This window comes from Actinomadura sp. NPDC048955, assembly GCF_040649435.1.
Lineage (GTDB): Bacteria > Actinomycetota > Actinomycetes > Streptosporangiales > Streptosporangiaceae > Spirillospora > Spirillospora luteofluorescens.
In genome coordinates this window covers 1-15,497 of sequence record NZ_JBEZJI010000065.1, presented here as the reverse complement: position 1 = coordinate 15,497, position 15,497 = coordinate 1, and the positions used below count along the sequence as shown (strand labels likewise).

General features: G+C 72.5%; 15 protein-coding genes and 1 pseudogene. 12 read left to right on the top strand and 4 right to left on the bottom strand.

Features of this window, described 5'->3' with window-relative positions:
* Positions 1 to 39 precede the first annotated feature (39 nt).
* Together AB0C84_RS38220 and AB0C84_RS38215 are read right to left on the bottom strand one after the other, a co-directional pair.
* Entirely contained in the window at positions 40 to 210 is a 171-nt protein-coding gene (locus AB0C84_RS38220) for a hypothetical protein (RefSeq protein WP_179845100.1), read from the bottom strand.
* A gap of 51 nt (positions 211 to 261) precedes the next feature.
* Positions 262 to 864, bottom strand: coding sequence for a hypothetical protein (locus AB0C84_RS38215; protein ID WP_361075741.1), 603 nt, complete (start codon positions 862 to 864; stop codon positions 262 to 264).
* A 119-nt stretch (positions 865 to 983) separates the two neighbouring features.
* On the opposite strand from AB0C84_RS38215, the gene AB0C84_RS38210 reads away from it, so the two are divergent.
* A complete protein-coding gene (locus AB0C84_RS38210) occupies positions 984 to 1,694 on the top strand; it encodes a response regulator transcription factor (protein WP_179845098.1) in 711 nt (236 codons plus the stop codon).
* Positions 1,691 to 2,800: a HAMP domain-containing sensor histidine kinase gene (locus AB0C84_RS38205; RefSeq protein ID WP_361075738.1), complete on the top strand. Its 1,110-nt coding sequence runs from the start codon at positions 1,691 to 1,693 to the stop codon at positions 2,798 to 2,800. The genes AB0C84_RS38210 and AB0C84_RS38205 overlap by 4 nt, the downstream gene beginning before the upstream one ends.
* Positions 2,801 to 3,191: 391 nt before the next feature.
* On the opposite strand, the gene AB0C84_RS38200 is transcribed toward AB0C84_RS38205, so the two are convergent.
* On the bottom strand, positions 3,192 to 3,545 hold the full coding sequence (locus tag AB0C84_RS38200; RefSeq protein ID WP_361075735.1) for a hypothetical protein: 354 nt from the start codon (positions 3,543 to 3,545) through the stop codon (positions 3,192 to 3,194).
* 220 nt (positions 3,546 to 3,765) lie between these two features.
* On the opposite strand from AB0C84_RS38200, the gene AB0C84_RS38195 reads away from it, so the two are divergent.
* The 3 genes and pseudogenes from AB0C84_RS38195 to mptB form a co-directional block, all read left to right on the top strand.
* Positions 3,766 to 4,101 (top strand): STAS domain-containing protein, encoded by a 336-nt coding sequence (locus AB0C84_RS38195; RefSeq protein WP_179845095.1) that lies wholly within the window; start codon positions 3,766 to 3,768, stop codon positions 4,099 to 4,101.
* Between the two features lie 138 nt (positions 4,102 to 4,239).
* The gene (locus tag AB0C84_RS38190) at positions 4,240 to 4,971 is read left to right on the top strand and encodes a glycosyltransferase family 2 protein (protein WP_179845094.1); all 732 of its coding nucleotides are present in this window, start codon (positions 4,240 to 4,242) and stop codon (positions 4,969 to 4,971) included.
* Positions 4,972 to 5,261: 290 nt separating this feature from the next.
* Positions 5,262 to 5,783, top strand: a pseudogene (gene mptB, locus AB0C84_RS38185) (polyprenol phosphomannose-dependent alpha 1,6 mannosyltransferase MptB); the annotation flags it as partial.
* Positions 5,784 to 6,333: 550 nt separating this feature from the next.
* Here mptB and AB0C84_RS38180 read toward each other — a convergent pair.
* Positions 6,334 to 8,574: a hypothetical protein gene (locus AB0C84_RS38180; RefSeq protein ID WP_361075731.1), complete on the bottom strand. Its 2,241-nt coding sequence runs from the start codon at positions 8,572 to 8,574 to the stop codon at positions 6,334 to 6,336.
* A gap of 53 nt (positions 8,575 to 8,627) precedes the next feature.
* Here AB0C84_RS38180 and AB0C84_RS38175 point away from each other — a divergent pair, with 53 nt between their 5' ends.
* From AB0C84_RS38175 to AB0C84_RS38145, 7 genes are all read left to right on the top strand, one after another.
* Complete coding sequence (locus tag AB0C84_RS38175) at positions 8,628 to 9,959, top strand: glycosyltransferase 87 family protein (RefSeq protein WP_361075728.1); 1,332 nt, start codon at positions 8,628 to 8,630, stop codon at positions 9,957 to 9,959.
* A complete protein-coding gene (locus tag AB0C84_RS38170) occupies positions 9,959 to 10,417 on the top strand; it encodes a DUF4446 family protein (RefSeq protein ID WP_179849513.1) in 459 nt (152 codons plus the stop codon). Before AB0C84_RS38175 ends, AB0C84_RS38170 begins: the two co-directional genes overlap by 1 nt.
* 126 nt (positions 10,418 to 10,543) lie before the next feature.
* Positions 10,544 to 11,482 carry a prephenate dehydratase gene (gene pheA / locus AB0C84_RS38165; RefSeq protein WP_361075725.1) on the top strand — a complete coding sequence of 313 codons (939 nt, stop codon included), beginning with the start codon at positions 10,544 to 10,546 and terminating at the stop codon, positions 11,480 to 11,482.
* 63 nt (positions 11,483 to 11,545) lie between these two features.
* On the top strand, positions 11,546 to 12,187 hold the full coding sequence (locus AB0C84_RS38160) for a DsbA family oxidoreductase (protein WP_361075722.1): 642 nt from the start codon (positions 11,546 to 11,548) through the stop codon (positions 12,185 to 12,187).
* A gap of 119 nt (positions 12,188 to 12,306) precedes the next feature.
* A complete protein-coding gene (locus AB0C84_RS38155) occupies positions 12,307 to 13,410 on the top strand; it encodes a hypothetical protein (protein WP_361075719.1) in 1,104 nt (367 codons plus the stop codon).
* A 108-nt stretch (positions 13,411 to 13,518) separates the two neighbouring features.
* Positions 13,519 to 14,586 (top strand): hypothetical protein, encoded by a 1,068-nt coding sequence (locus AB0C84_RS38150; protein WP_361075717.1) that lies wholly within the window; start codon positions 13,519 to 13,521, stop codon positions 14,584 to 14,586.
* Between the two features lie 15 nt (positions 14,587 to 14,601).
* A complete protein-coding gene (locus tag AB0C84_RS38145) occupies positions 14,602 to 15,408 on the top strand; it encodes a methyltransferase domain-containing protein (RefSeq protein WP_361075714.1) in 807 nt (268 codons plus the stop codon).
* The last annotated feature ends 89 nt before the right edge of the window (positions 15,409 to 15,497 follow it).

Below are 15,497 nucleotides of genomic sequence, written 5' to 3'. Positions count from 1 at the left end.
TCACCGGCGACATCGCGGCAAGGGGATCGGGCCGCTCGCCTAGCGGCTTTTCGACATCTTTGAGACCGCGGTCACGGCGAGTACCACCACGACGGCGACGAGTCCGATGAAGAAGAAGAACTTCAGCATCGAGAAGATCGCGCCGATGACGGTGATCACCAGCCACACCGCGAGGACCACACCGAGGACGGTCAGGATCGTCTTACCCATGACTCCACCGTATGCGCTCGCCCCACAGGGTTCATCAGCCTGGGGAACGACCTAGGCACCGCCGTGCGGCGGAGGCGCACCCTGAGGACCCCCGGGGACGGGACCCTGACCCCCACCAGGGAAGGGCGGCTGGTAGGACGGCGGCTGGCCGGGGGCGCCGAACGGCCCGCCAGGGGCGCCCGCGTTCCACGGCTGGGACGCGCCGCCGGTCTTGGCCGTCAGGACCCGCAGCCCCGCGAGCCCCGCCGCGGCCACCAGCGCAAGGAGCTCGAACGCCTGGTAGCGCCCGAAAGCGGGCTTCAGGACCGCCGTGAGGAACTCGCCGCTCGGCATCCCCTGCGCGGACAGCATGAGGCCGAGGATCACGCCGATCCGCCCGCCGACCTCCATCGCCACGTACGCCGACAGCCCCGCCAGGATCGGCGCCAGCGGCCCGCGGGGCCGGGTCGGCAGGACGGCCGTGCCGACGACGAGCCCGGCGAACAGGCAGGCGATCAGGAAGTAGGCCGGGGACGTGCGGAAGCCCAGCATCGCCGGGGACGCGTACGACCGCACGGTCATGAACAGGGCGGCGACCCCCGTGGCGAACGCGCCGCCGACCAGGATCAGGGCGATGACCCCGCCGTTGGAGGTCGCAGGGCGATTCTGCGGCATCGCGCCATTAAAGCGGCGTTCGTCCCGTCCCGCAGGTCGCCCAGGTGAAAGCATGATCAACTCCTTACGGGGTGGTGACGTCCCGGGCGGGACCCGCCGCCGGGGCCTAGCTTTAAGGGGTGAACACCGTCCCTCACGCCGGCCGCGTCCTGGTGGTCGACGACGACCCGACGGTGGCCGAGGTCGTCACCCGCTACCTGGCCCGCGACGGGCACGAGGTCGTGTGCGTCGCCGACGGGCGCAGCGCCCTGCGCAGCGCGCTCGACCAGCCGCCCGACCTCGTCGTCCTCGACCTCATGCTGCCCGGGATGGACGGACTCGAGGTGTGCCGGCGGCTCCGCGAGACCTCGACCGTCCCGATCGTGATGCTGACGGCGCTCGGCGCGGAGACCGACCGGCTCGTCGGGCTGGAGACCGGCGCCGACGACTACGTGACGAAGCCGTTCAGCCCGCGCGAGCTGGCGCTGCGCGTCCGGTCGGTGCTGCGGCGGGCGCGGGGCGCGCTCGTCCCGACCGGCCCGTCCGGCCCCCTGCGCGACGGCGACCTCGTCGTGGACGTCAGCGCGCACGAGGCGGAACTGCGCGGCGAGCGGCTCGCCCTCACCTCCCGCGAGTTCGACCTCCTGGCGTTCCTGCTGCGCCACCCGCGGCAGGCCTTCACCCGCGACGAGCTGCTCGAACGCGTGTGGGACTGGACGTTCGGCGACTCCTCCACGGTGACCGTCCACGTCCGGCGGCTGCGCGAGAAGATCGAGGACGATCCGACCGCCCCGCGCCGCATCGTCACCGTGTGGGGCGTCGGCTACCGCTACGAGAGCGCCGGCTCATGATCCCGTTCGAGGATCTGCTCTGGGTGGTCTTCTACGCGGCGCTGGCCGCGTTCGCCGTCGCGGCCGTCGCCCTCGCGGCCCTGCACGCGCTGCGCGGCCGCTCGGTCGCCACGCAGCTGGTCGTCGTCGGCGCCGCCACGGTCCTGGCGACCATCTCCGGCATCCTCGTGATCTCGTTCATGATGCTGCTGAACGACCACGACCGCTCCGTGGTGCTCGCCGTCGTGACCTCGGCCGGGCTGGTCGCGATGGCGGTGTCGGTCCTGCTCGGCCGCCGCCTGGTGGCCGCGAACCGGACCCTGGTCGAGGCCGTCCGCGCCGACCGGTTCCGTCCCCCCGCGGCGCACCTGCCCGCCGAACTGGCGGAGCTGTCGCGCGAGCTGGAGGCCGCCTACGACCGGCTGGCCGCCGCGCACGAGCGCGAACAGGCCCTGGAAGCGAGCCGCCGCGAACTGGTCGCGTGGGTGAGCCACGACCTGCGCACCCCCCTGGCCGGGCTCCGCGCGATGGCCGAGGCCCTGGAAGACGAGGTCGTCGCCGACGAGGAGACGACCCGCCGCTACCACGGCCGCATCCGCGTCGAGGTGGAACGGCTGACCGAGATGGTGGACGACCTGTTCGAGCTGTCCCGCATCCACGCGGGCGCCCTCCGCCTGTCCCGCGAACGCGTCGGGCTCGCGGACCTGGTCGCCGAGGCGGTCGCCGGCGCCGAAGCCCTCGCCCGCGCCAAGGGCGTCCGGCTCCGCGGAGACGTCCGGGAGGGCCTGCCCGTCCAGGTGGACGCCGGCGAGCTGGGCCGCGCGCTCCGCAACCTCGTCGTGAACGCGATCCGGCACACGCCCAGCGACGGCGCAGTCGAGATCACCGGCGAGGTCCGCGGAGGCGAGGCCCGGGTGACCGTGGCCGACGCCTGCGGCGGCATCCCCGAAGGAGACCTGCCGCGCGTGTTCGACGTCGCGTTCCGCGGCGAGGCCGCCCGCACCCCAGGCGGCGGCGCCGGCCTCGGCCTCGCCATCGCCCGCGGCATCGTCGAAGCCCACGCCGGCAAGATCGGCGTCGCCAACACCGGCCCCGGCTGCCGCTTCGAAGTGCGGCTTCCGTGTTGAATTGCTTTTATCTCCTCCTTCGGGCCTTGAGGGCCCTCCATCGTCGATAAAAGCGGGCGATCGCTGGCATCGCTTCGACTCGCCTTGCGGCTCGCTGCTGTGTTTATTGCAGTGCTCTCCTCCTTCGGGCCTGGGGGCCCTCCATCGTCGAGCACCGCGGCGATCGCTGGCATCGCTCCGGCTCGCCTTGCGGCTCGCTTCGCGATCAGATTCTTGCTTCGCTCGAATCTGCCTTCGGACGCGATCGCCACTGTTGGGGTTGTTGGTTGGTTGCTGTGGGGCTGGGGTCTGCGTTTTCGGGCGCGGGATTAATCAGGGGTCCAGTGCCAGCGCAAGGGTTGGGGGTGTTGCTTGGGGGCTGGGGTGGTTGGGGTCGGCGCGTCTGGGCGGGTTAGGGGTCCAGGGTCTCGGTGATGGTGCGGTAGGTGGGGCAGGGCCAGCGGGACATGCAGGCGCGGCAGCGGCGGATGGGGCGGTCGGGGTCGCTGGTGATGCCGCCGGACTCCTGCGGGCGGTGCAGGTCGACCAGGCGCAGGGTGAGGTCGGCGAAGGCGATGACCTCTTCGCGGGCGCCGGCGAGGAAGGCGAGGTCCTCGCGGGACAGGCGCGTACGTACGGGGACGAATCCGTCCTTGTTCACCAGGCGGAACAGGACCTGGGTGGACGCCCGCCACGTGCTGGACTTCGCCGCCCGCGCCCGGATCGTCTCCAGGCGCTCGCGCAGTCGACCATGCCGCTGTTGCACCCGTTCAGGTTCCCCTAATCCCGGCGCCCGTGCGGGGCGAACCCGCGATATCGGCGGACCGGATCGGCCCCTCCGATCGATGGAATCAGTACATTACGGTGCGTAGTTCTCAAAGCGTGCGGGGCTGGCAAGGCGGCGACACGCCCCGGAAACGCCCACGGCGCAGGGGACTTGGCGAACCGCCTGGCTCCCGGGCCGTTCGCGAGATAGTGTGCCGGACGTGGAGCTAAACGTCTCGACCGCGTCTCAGGGAGGTCACGCCGTTGTCACGGCGACCGGTGAGCTCGACCTGTACACCGCGCCCAGGTTGCAGGCGGCCCTCGCGGGCCTGCTGCGCGACCGGGCCGACCACATCGTGGTCGACATGAGCGGCATCGATTTCTGCGACTCGACGGGCATGAACGTGCTGCTCTCGGCCATGAAGCGGCTGAAGGAGCAGGGCGGCGCGCTGGAACTGGCCGCGCCGCGCCCGGCGGTGAAGCGGATCCTGCAGGTGACCGGGCTCGACACCGTCTTCACCGTGACGGAGGCGGCGCCGGTCCTGGACGCCGGCTGACCCTACCGACCACTCGTCCCGATCGTCGGACCCGCGGGTGAACCCCGCGGGTCGTCATCTCGTCGCGCGGGTAACGGCTTGGCCCGTTCCCTCGTGCCCTGCGGCATCGCGCGCCCGTCCCCGACTACGATCGCAAATATGCAGGACGTAGCGGTGTGCATCCCGGCCAAAGACGAAGCCGACCGCATCGCGGCCACGGTCAAGGCCGCCCAGGAGCTTCCCGGCGCCGACCTGGTCGTGGTCATCGACGACGGCTCGTCCGACGGCACCGCGCGGGTGGCCCGCGAGGCCGGGGCGCGGGTCGTGCGGCACAGCCGCAACCGGGGCAAGGGCGCCGCGATGGAGAGCGGCGCCGAGGCGGTCCGGCTGCTGGACGAGGGCCGCGACCGGCCCCGCCACCTGCTGTTCCTGGACGCCGACCTCGCCGAGACCGCCCGCGATGCCGCGCCGCTGGTCGAGCCGGTCAGGGCCGGTGAGGCCGACATGACGATCGCCGTGTTCAGCACGACCGTGAAGCTCGGCGGGCACGGGTTCGTCGTCGGGCTGTCGCGCGACGGGATCCGCCGCGCCACCGGCTGGGAGGCCACCGCCCCGCTGAACGGGCAGCGCTGCCTCACCCGGGCCGCGTTCGACGCCGCGCTGCCGCTCGCCGCCGGGTTCGGGGTGGAGACGGCGCTCACCATCGACCTGCTGCGCGCCGGATTCCGGGTGACGGAGGTGGAGGTGCCCCTCGCGCACCGCGCCACCGGCACGGACTGGCGCTCCCAGCTGCACCGCGCCCGGCAGTTCCGGGACGTGGCCAGAGCGCTCGCCGTGCGCGAACCGGCGGTGGCCAGAGGGCTGGACCGCCTGCGCGGCAGCCGCCAGTGACCCGTCTCGGCACGGGCGGGCTGTGGGGGATCGGGGCCGGCGTCGCCTGCTTCGTCGCCACCGCGCTCCTCGGGCCGTCGGTGTTCGAGCCGGAACTGGAGGGCCCGCGCGCCGAGCCGCCGTACGCGCTGGACGTCCACCCGTCGCCGTACCTGGTGATCGGCCTCGTCGTCGCGGGGATCGCCGCGAGCGCGCTGGGGCTCGGCCTGTGCTTCGCCGCCGTCCGGAGGGGCTGGCGCGTGCGGGCCCTGCCGCTGGTGGCCGCGGGCCTGCTGGCGGCGGCCGCGTTCATGTTCATGCCGCCGGTCGGGTCCACCGACCACCTGAACTACGCCTCCTACGGGCGGATGGCGGCGACCGGCCACGACCCCTACCGCACGAGCGCCGTCGACCTGCCGAAGGACCCGGTGGCCGGGGCGCCCGAGGAGTGGCGGACGACGCCGTCGGTGTACGGGCCCGTCGCCACGGGCGGGCAGGCGTTCGCCGCGTGGATCGGCAGCGGCTCGGTGCGGCTGACCGTCTTCGTCCTGTCGGTGCTGAACGTGCTGGCGTTCGCGGTGACGGCCCTGATCCTCTACCGGATGTCCGCCACGGAGGAGCGGCGGCTCCGCACGGCGCTGCTGTGGACGTGCAACCCGCTCGTGCTGTTCCACCTGGTGGCGGGGGCGCACAACGACGTCCTCGCGATCGCGCCGATGGTGGCCGCGCTCGCCGTCTTCGGCGGCGGGGCCGCGGGCCGGGCGGGCTGGGCGCGCTCCCTCGCGGCCGGTGCGCTGGCCGGGATCGGCACGGCGATCAAGCTGCCCGCCGCCCTCGTCGCCGGGGGCCCCGCGTGGGGGCTGGCGCGCAGGACCTGGACGGAACGCCGGAGCCGGCCGATCGGCCAGCTGGCCGCCCTGATCGCCGGGGGCGCGGCCGTGACGGCGCTGTCCTACGTGCTCGCCGGGCCGCACGCGCTCGACCAGGTCCGCGAGGCCAGCAACATGGTCTCCTTCGCCACCCCCTGGCATCTGCTGGACGAGTCGCTCGGCCGCGGCTCCCAGCGCGACGTCATCAAGCTCGGGGCGATGCTGCTCGGCCTGGTGCTGCTCCTGCTGCTCGTCCGGGCCCTGCCGAAGGAGGACGACCTCGTGCCCGGCGCGGAGGAACGCCGCGTCGCCGCCGCGATCGCCCTCGCGTGGCTCCTCGCCGCGCCCTACGCGCTGCCCTGGTACGACGGGTTCGGGTGGGCCCTGCTGGCGCTGCTGCCCTGGACGCGGATCGACTGGATCCTGCTCGCCCACACCACCGCGCTCAGCCTCGCCTACCTGCCGGCCCGCGCGCCCGCCCGGATCCGGCTGCCCGACGACCTGGAGTGGCTGTTCACCGTCGTTCGGCCGACCGTGGTCCCGTGGACGCTTCTGGCGATCCTGACGGCTCTGGTTGCGGCGTGTCTGCGTTCCTCAGGTCGAGCTCCAGCGACCGGAGCCCCGCGGCGAGCATCAGCGGGGTCGCCAGGCTGAACGCCACCGACAGGATCACCACGCCCGAGTCGTTCACCAGCGTGCCGATGACGCCGACCGCCAGCGCGCAGATCACCGCCGGGCGCATCGTCAGGCTCTTCTCGTAGGCGCCCTGCAGCAGCGACACCCGCCACCGCGTGGGCCGCGCCAGGACGAAGAACAGGAACACGACGGCGGCGGCGAGCGCGAGCGTGTAGGGCCAGTAGCCGAGGCTGTTCAGCATCGCGTTGAACTTGCGGGTGACGACGTCCCACGCGTCCCCGGCCACGAGGTCCTGCCAGAACCGGCCGAGGTGCGTGGGGTTGGCCGACCGGGCGTTCAGGTACGAGATGAACAGCACGAGCACCAGGCCGGCCAGGAAGAACAGGCCGAGCTTGAGCGGCGACATGCGCTTGCCCGCGACCATCAGGCCGAGCATCGCGAACGCCGGGACGATCGCCAGCACGCCGCCGAAGTCGCTGCCGAACGCGGGCAGGCCGTCCACCGCGACCGTGAACGCGCCGATCACCACCACGATCGCGACGGCGAGGGCCTTGTTGCCCCGGCGCAGCGGGTACTCCGTCAGCCACGCCGCCGTCAGGATCGCGGCCACGGCGAACAGCGAGAACGCCTGGTTGCCGAAGCCGTAGAACCGTCCGGCGACGAGGGCGGTGTAGCCCATCAGCGTGTTGAGCTGGAGGGAGGAGCCCGTCATCACGTCCAGCGCGAGGACGAGCGCCGTCACCCCGGTGATCACCAGGCCGGGGACGACGGTGGAGCGGCGCCACGGCCCGGCCAGCGCCACGCCCGTCAGCAGCCCGGCGAAGCCCAGCACGGTGCAGATCAGGACGGGCGTCGGATGCTCGGCCCGCCACCACGGCAGCAGCCCGGCGAGGAAGGACGCGCCGGGCGCCGCGCCGCCGAGCAGCGCTATCACCCGGGTTCCGCCGAGGATCCGCGCCCGCGAGCGCCGGTCGCCGCCGAGGCGCCGCAGCGCGACCACGGCGATCCCGTACAGGACGAGCTGCACCGCGAACAGCACCCAGTAGAACGACGTCTGGACGGCCCGGATCGCCTGCGCCGCGACGTCCTCGTCCATCAGCGCGTCGACCCGGTCGTGCGCGGACGACGTGGACGGCTGCGACCGCCACGCCGACCCGACGGCCTGCTTGGGCTGCTTCACCCCGAGGAGCTTCAGCGTCGTCGCGGTGAGGTCGGTCAGCGTGACCAGCCCGTCCTGGCGGGTGGCGCTGGAGGTCATGTAGCCGGGCCCGTAGGCGGCGCCCTTGGCGACGGCGACGCGCAGGTGCGGGTTGACGCCGGTGTCGGACAGGCCCGCGACCAGCACGGTCGTCCCCTCGGGGAGCCCGGCCACGACCTGCGCGACCCGGCGGTCGGCGGCCTTCGCGGCGGCGGCGCGGCCCTCGTCCGACAGCGGGACCTGGTCGCCGTGCGGGTCGACGCCCGCGTTGATGTAGGCGCGGAAGAGGTCGTCCACGTCGACGGCGGCGAGCGGGCAGCGCGCCCAGTCGGCGGCGGTGGCCTTGTCGGGCGACTCGACGTACCGGTCGACCCGGCCGGCGCCGTCGGCGACGCCGAACACCGCGCCGGGCCCGACGGCCGTCGTGCAGCCGCCCGCCCGGCGGACCTCGTCGCCGAGCAGCCCGATCCGCGCGTGGTAGTTGGTGCCCGCGTTGTCGCTCTTGATCGCGGGCCAGCCGGCGGCGACGGCGCCCCCCTCGGGCGGCGGGCCGGTGGGGGAGGTCTGGCCGGGCAGGACCGGCGTGGACGGCAGCGCGCAGTCGCCGTGCGCCAGCCGCGACCGCTGGCCCGCCGACAGCGTCAGCCAGCCGTCGGTCGGGCAGGTGATGACGCGGGTGGTGCGGACGCTGAGGCCCGCGGCGGAGCCCTGCGAGGTCAGCCCCCACAGCGCCGGCGTGTTCTCGCGGGTGACGTCGCTCCACATCAGCGCCGGCACGCCGATGACCACCACGCGGCCGGTGACGGCCCGCTCGGCGGGTGTCGCGGGGGAGGCGTGCGCCGCCGCCGGCCCGAGCACGGCCGCGAGCGCCGCTACGAGGGTCGCGAGGAACATGGCGATCTTCGTTCCCCGGGACGTCATGGCGTTCAGGTTACAAGAGCCCTACCGATGGGCAGGGGCCATATCCTGCGGCTGTGGACGGTCTGATGGCGCGGGATGCCCGCGACTCCCCCGGCGGGTCGGCCGGCGCCCCCGCCCGGCGCGGCGCCCGCGACCTGCTGATCCTGCTCGCCGGGATCGCCGTCGCCGTGGCCGCCGCCGCGCCGATCGTCCATAAGTGGCTCGGCAACCAGCCCGACCAGCGGCTCGTCGACCTGGAGGTCTACCGGGAGGGTGGGCTGGCGGTCCTGCGCGGCGCGCCCCTCTACGACTTCCTCACGCAGCCGCCGCAGCTGCTCCCCTTCACCTACCCGCCGATCGCCGCCGCCCTGGCCGTCCCGTTCACCCTCCTGCCCTGGCGCGCTGCCCAGTGGGCCTGGACGGGGCTGATCTACGTGTCGCTCGTGGTCGTCGTCTGCTACGCCTTCCGCGACCTCATCCGCCGGACGGGACGCTGGGCCCCGCTCACCGTGGGCGTCCTGGTCGCGGCGACGGCGTGGCTGGACCCGGTCCGCGACCAGGTCAGGTTCGGGCAGGTCGGACTGTTCCTGCTGGCCATGTGCCTGGCCGACTGCTGCGCCCGCACCGCCCGCTGGCCGCGCGGCATGCTCGTCGGCCTCGCCCTGGCGATCAAGCTGGTTCCGGGCGTCTTCCTGATCTACTTCCTGGTCACCGGGCGGCGGGACGCACTGGGCAACGCCGTGCTCACCGCCGTCGTCGCCACGCTCGGCGGGTTCGTGCTGCTGCCGTCCGACTCGTCCGCCTACTGGTTCGGCGCGCTGCTGGAGGGCGGCGACCGGACGGGCGCGGTCGACGGCACCACCAACCAGGCGATCCAGGGGATCGTGGCCCGCGTCCTGGACGAGGGACCGGCCCGGACGCTGGTGTGGCTGGCCCTGGCGCTGGTCGTCGCCTGGTTCGGCTTCGGGTGGGCGCGCCGCGCGACGCTCGCCGCCGGCGCGGCGTCCGGCGCCGACGCCTCCAGCCTCCTGCTCGCCGGGGTCGCGATCGTCGGGCTGCTGTCCGTCGTCCTGTCCCCTGTGGGATGGATCCATCACCTTGTGTGGATGATCGCGGTAATAGGGGCTTTGGTGGGTGATGGGCGAGACACGCGAAGATGTCTTGTCGCGCTGGGCCTGTGGCTGCTCTTCCTGTTCCCGGTCCCGTGGTGGGCACGCGGTCTGATCGGCTCGGATCATTCCCCCGTAACGGTTTTCGCGGGGCAGGTCCTGCGCGATTCGTTCGGCATCGCCGCGCTGGCATCGATCGTGGTCCTCGGAACATGGCTGGTGAAACGGCTCGATCCGGACAACCACCCCCGAGATCCTTCGCAACGGCAGGTCGGCATGGGTACGCTCGGCGCGTGATGCTCGTCGCTGTGGCCGTCGCAGGCCTGGTCGCCGGGGTTGCGGGGCTCTCCATCGCGGTGGTCGCGCACAACCGGGTCAACCAGGTCGTCGACGAGTGCGGGGAAATGCTGAGGCGCCAGCTCCAGGTCGCCAGCGGAGAGGTCGACGAGCGCGCCCTGCGCGACCTCGCCATCGTGCACTATGACGCGCTCAAGGAGATGTCCGGGCACCGGTCCTTCTCCCTCGCCCTGATCAACGCGGTCGGGGACGGGGTGGTGGTCAGCTCCATCAACGGGCGGACCGAGACGCGGACCTACGCCAAGGCCGTCCAGAGCGGGCACGCCGTCGAGACGCTCTCCCCGGAGGAGAACCAGGTCCTGCGGGCCGCCCGGCTCGGCAAGGGCCCCGTCGTCTCGATGGACGACCCGCTGCCCGACTTCGGCAACGGCGCCCGCACCCCCACGGCCCGCGCCTGAGGCGATGCCCGAACGGGCGCCCGGCCGGCGCCTGAGGAAGCGGCGGGCCGGACGGTAGACTCGGCTTTCTCGCCTTGCCGCAAGACGGCTTCCGCACAGCCGAAACACGCACCCGGGGGACCCCAAGTGACCGCAGACGACAGGCCAGCGCGCTACGCCTACCTGGGTCCGCAGGGCACGTTCACCGAGGCCGCGCTGCTCACCCTCCCCGGCGCCGACGGGGCCGAGCACGTCCCGTACGCGACCGTCCCGGCCGTCCTCGACGCCCTGCGCCGCGGAGAGGCCGACACCGCCGTCGTCGCCCTGGAGAACTCCGTCGAGGGCTCGGTCCCCACCACGCTGGACGAGCTGGCGACCGGCGAGCCCCTCCAGATCGTCGGCGAGATCCACCTGCCGGTCTCGTTCGCCCTCCTCGTCCGTCCCGGCACGGCGCTGGACGACATCAAGACCGTCGCGTCCCACCCGATCGCGCAGCCGCAGTGCCGCCGCTGGCTCATGGAGAACGTCCCGGACGCCGAGTGGCGCGCCGCGACGTCCAACGCCGAGGCCGCCCAGCACGTCGCCGACGGCCACTACGACGCCGCCCTCGCCGGCTCGTTCGCGGCCGCCCGCTACGGCCTGTCGGTCCTCGCGGAGGACATCCACGACGTCGCCGACGCCGTCACCCGCTTCGTCGTCCTGAGCCGCCCCTGCCCACCGCCGCCGCCCACCGGCATGGACAAGACGACCGTCGTCGCGTTCATCGGCGAGGACCACCCGGGCGCCCTGCTGGAGATCCTCACCGAGTTCTCGGTCCGCGGCATCAACCTCACGCTGATCCAGTCGCGCCCGACCGGCGCCGGCCTCGGCTCCTACCTGTTCTGGATGGACTTCGAGGGCCACGTCATCGACGCCCGCGTCGGCGAGGCCATGATGGGGCTGCGCCGCGTCTGCGCCGACGTCCGCTTCGTCGGGTCGTACCCCCGGGCCGACCAGGTCCGCCCCGAGATCCGGCGCGGCACCCACGACGCCGACTTCACCGAGGCCGCCGCCTGGATCAGCGGCATCCGCACCGGCTACGCCTGAGCCCGGAAATCAAAACGGCCGGGGGCGTGTTGGCACGGTAGACCGTTCTGAGAGGGGTACCCCGTGCGTGTTGAGATCTGGGCCGACGTCGTGTGCCCCTGGTGCTACCTGGGCAAGCGGCATTTCGAGCGCGCTCTCGAAGGGTTCGCCCACCGGGACCAGGTCGAGGTGGTCTACCGCGCGTTCCAGCTCGACCCCTCATTCCCGCAGGGCGTGACGATCGACGTCGCCGAGATGCTGGCCGAGAAGTACGGCATGACTCGCGAAGAGGCCGTCGAGAAGAACCGGGAGATGGAGGAGCGCGCCGCCGCGGCCGGCCTGGAGTACCACCTCGAAGGCCGCCAGGCGGGCAACACCGCCGACGCGCACCGGCTCGTCTACCTCGCGGGCCAGCGCGGCGTGCAGGGCGCGGTCGTCGAAGCCCTGTTCAAGGCCTACTTCACCGACGAGCGCCCGGTGTTCGACCGGGACACCCTCGTGGACGTCGTCGCCGAGGCGGGCCTGGACGCCGCGGAGGCACGCGACGTGCTCGCGTCCGGGAAGTTCGCCTCAGAGGTGGAGACCGAGCAGAGCGCCGCGCGCGACATCGGCGCCACCGGCGTTCCCTTCTTCGTCATCGACCGCCGCTACGGCGTCTCGGGCGCCCAGCCCACCGAGACGTTCGCACAGGTCCTCGACCAGGCCTGGGCGGACGCCCACCAGTAGCCGCCGGCGCCGCCTCCCCGGCGTGACGCAACCGAGACCCTCGGGGCGCACCCCGGCGACAACCGGTTGTGGATCTTGGACGTCCTCTTCACACCAGTGAACAGTGGAGAGGTCGTCCCGTGCGCCGAACGCTCGCCGTCGCCGCGGCACTAGCCGTGGCTTCCCCCCTCACCGCAGCCCCCGCGCACGCGGCACCCCTGCGGGGCCCGAGTGCCCGCGTCCTGTCGCCGGCGGGTTCGCCTCTGGACTTCGCCGAGCAGCGGCTCAAGACCCGGCTGACGATGAACGTCCCGGACCGGCTGCTCGTCGGCGAGCGGGTCCCCGTGACGGGCCGGCTCGAACGCCAGGACCTCGACGGCACCTGGGGCCCGCTCGCGGGCAAGCATCTCGATCTCCAGTTCAACCGGCCGTCGAGCCCGGACTGGAATACGATCGCCGCTCCGGTCACCGACGCCAACGGTTACTACAGCGTCCAGGTCCTGGTGGTCGAGAACGGCGCCTGGACGATCGATTTCGCGGACGATCCGGTCAACTTCCCGGACGACTACCGCACCTACGAGATGTCCTACGCCAACACCAACGTCCGCCAGGTCACGCACCGGACCTCCATCAGCGGCTTCAACGCGGCCCCCGAGCCGGTCGGCCTGGGCGGCACCCTGCGGGCGTCCGGCACCGTGATGTTCACGAGGGCCGACGGGACGAAGGTGCCCGCGGGCGGCGCCACCGTGCGGCTCCAGTTCTCGACCGACGGGAAGAGCTGGAAGGACAAGGCCGCGCAGTCGCCCATGAACGGCAAGTTCGCCATCGACGTGAAGGCCGAGCGCGACGGCTACTGGCGGGCGAGGGTCCCTGACGACGACGGCTACCTCGTGGTGCCCTCCGTCAGCAACGCCGACCACGTCGACGTGAGGTACCGGACGTACATCCACCAGTTCAACGCCTCCCCGGAGCCGGTGCGGAAGGGCGCGGCGATCACCGTCAAGGGCCTGCTCTACCGCTACATGCCCGCTGGACGGCCGGGTCCGGGAGCGCCGGTCTCCCTCTACTTCAAGGCCAAGGGCTCCTCGACCTGGACCGGCGTCGCGGTGGTGAGGACGGCGAGCAACGGCTGGTTCAGCAAGAAGTTCAAGGCGTCCAAGGACGGCTACTGGACCGCGGTCTACAAGGGCGGCTCCGGCTACCTGCGCTCCAACCAGCCCGCCGACTACGTGGACGTGCGCTGACGCGGGCGGCGGTGCCGGCGTCGTGATCCAAGCGTGATCACCGGCGGTCAACCGCCGGTCAGCGCCGGGCGTCAACTCCATACCAGTATTCAGTGGAGAGGTCCTGCCTTGCGCCGCTCATCCGCTCTGCTCGCCACCGCCGCCCTCACCTCGTCCGCCTTCCTCGCTCCGGGCGCCGCCCACGCCGACGCGACCGATGTCACGGCCCGGGCCGCTTCCGTCACCGCCGACAAGCAGGCCACGGTCATCACCGCCCGGATGGGGCCGAATTCGACCGTGTCTCCGGGCACGGTGATGACCGTGTACGGCAGCGTCCTCCGGCAGGCCTCCACGGGTCCCGAGCCCGTGGAGGGGCTGGAGATCCAGCTCGATGTGCCGCCCGACCTCCTTGAGGCCGGAAGCATCAAGACGACCCGGACCTTCGCGGACGGCAGCTTCCGTGCCGCCTTCACCGTTGGGCGGCAGGTCGGGAAGTCGGGCGCGGTGACGGTGCGCTTCGAGGGAAACGAGGTGCTCACCGGCAGCCAGGTCGGCCTGGGGACGCTGAACGTCCGGAACTACGCCGAGATCACCGACTTCAACGCCATCCCCGAGCCGCACGCCTACCGCGACCCGATCGTCGCGGACGGGCGAATGTACGTCCGGCCCGGCGACACCGGCGCCACGGACCTGCCGCTGTACCTGGAGTACTCCCTGGACGGCAAGACGTGGAAGGTCTGGGCCACCCAGACCCTGACGCGGCCCATGTACTTCACGTTCAACGACGCCAAGCTGGTGACGAAGGACGCGTACTGGCGCGTCCGCTACCCGGGCAGCCTCCTGACCATGCCGTCCGTGAGCACCGTCGACTTCGTCGACGTCAAGTACCGGACGGAGTGGTACGTCTTCAACGCCTCGCCCGAGCCCGTGAAGAAGGGCGGGACCATCACGGTCAAGGGGCAGCTCTTCCGGTTCCGGGACTTGGCGAGCCCGGCCCCGAACGCGCCCGTGTACGTCTACTTCCGGCGTGCCGGCACCTCGAAGTGGGTCCAGATGGCGGCGACGAAGACCAACGTCTACGGCTGGTTCTCCAAGAAGTTCAAGGCGTCCGCGGACGGCACCTGGAAGGCGGTCTACAAGGAGTCCTCCGGATACATCGGCTCGACCTCGCCGGCCGACGCCGTGGACGTGCGCTGACGTAGGCTGCGGGGCGTGGCGAAGGACTTCGATCTTTACGAGCGGGAGCTGTGGGCCGGGCGGGCCCTCGCGTACGAGCGGGGGTTCGCCCACGTCACGCGGTACATGATCGAGCCGCTGCTGGACGCGGCCGGGGTGGCGGACGGGACGCGGCTGCTCGACGTCGGCACCGGGCCCGGGTTCGTCTCGCGGGAGGCGGCGCGGCGCGGCGCGCTCGTGTCGGCCATGGACGCCGAGCCGGGCATGGCGGAGACGGCGCTCCGCAACGTTCCCGGGCTGGACGTGAAGGTCGCCGTCCTGCCGGACGTCCCGTTCGAGGACGGGACGTTCGACGCGGTCGCCGGCAACTTCGTCATCAACCACGTGGGCGCCCCCGACGTTGCGCTGGCCCGGCTGCGGGGCGTCCTGCGCGAGGGCGGGCGGCTGGCGGTGACCTGCTGGGTGATGCCGGGCAGCGGGGCCCTCGCGATCGTCCGGGAGGCGATCGTGGCGGCGGGCGTGCCGTGGCCGGACGACATCCCCGAGCCGCCGTTCCTGGAGTACGGGGAGCCGGCGGCGTTCCGGCGGCTGGTCGTCGAGGCCGGGTTCACCGAGGTCGCGGTCGAGGAGGTGACCTGGGAGCACGTCGTCGACCCCGAGGAGTGGTGGGAGACGGGCGCGCTGTCCCGGGTCGGCACGAACGGCGTGATCGTCGGACGCCAGGACGCGCCGACCGTCGCCCGCGTCAAGGCCGCCTACGACGAGATCGTCGCGGACTACGCGGCCGGCGACGGGAAGGTGGCGCTGCCGGCGCACGCGCTGCTGGCGAGCGGCGTCCGCTAGCTGTAGTGACCATGGACGTTGGTGACGGCGACACGGCTCGATGAGCTTGATATAGACGAGGACCTCCTGGCGAGGTGTGTGTCACCACA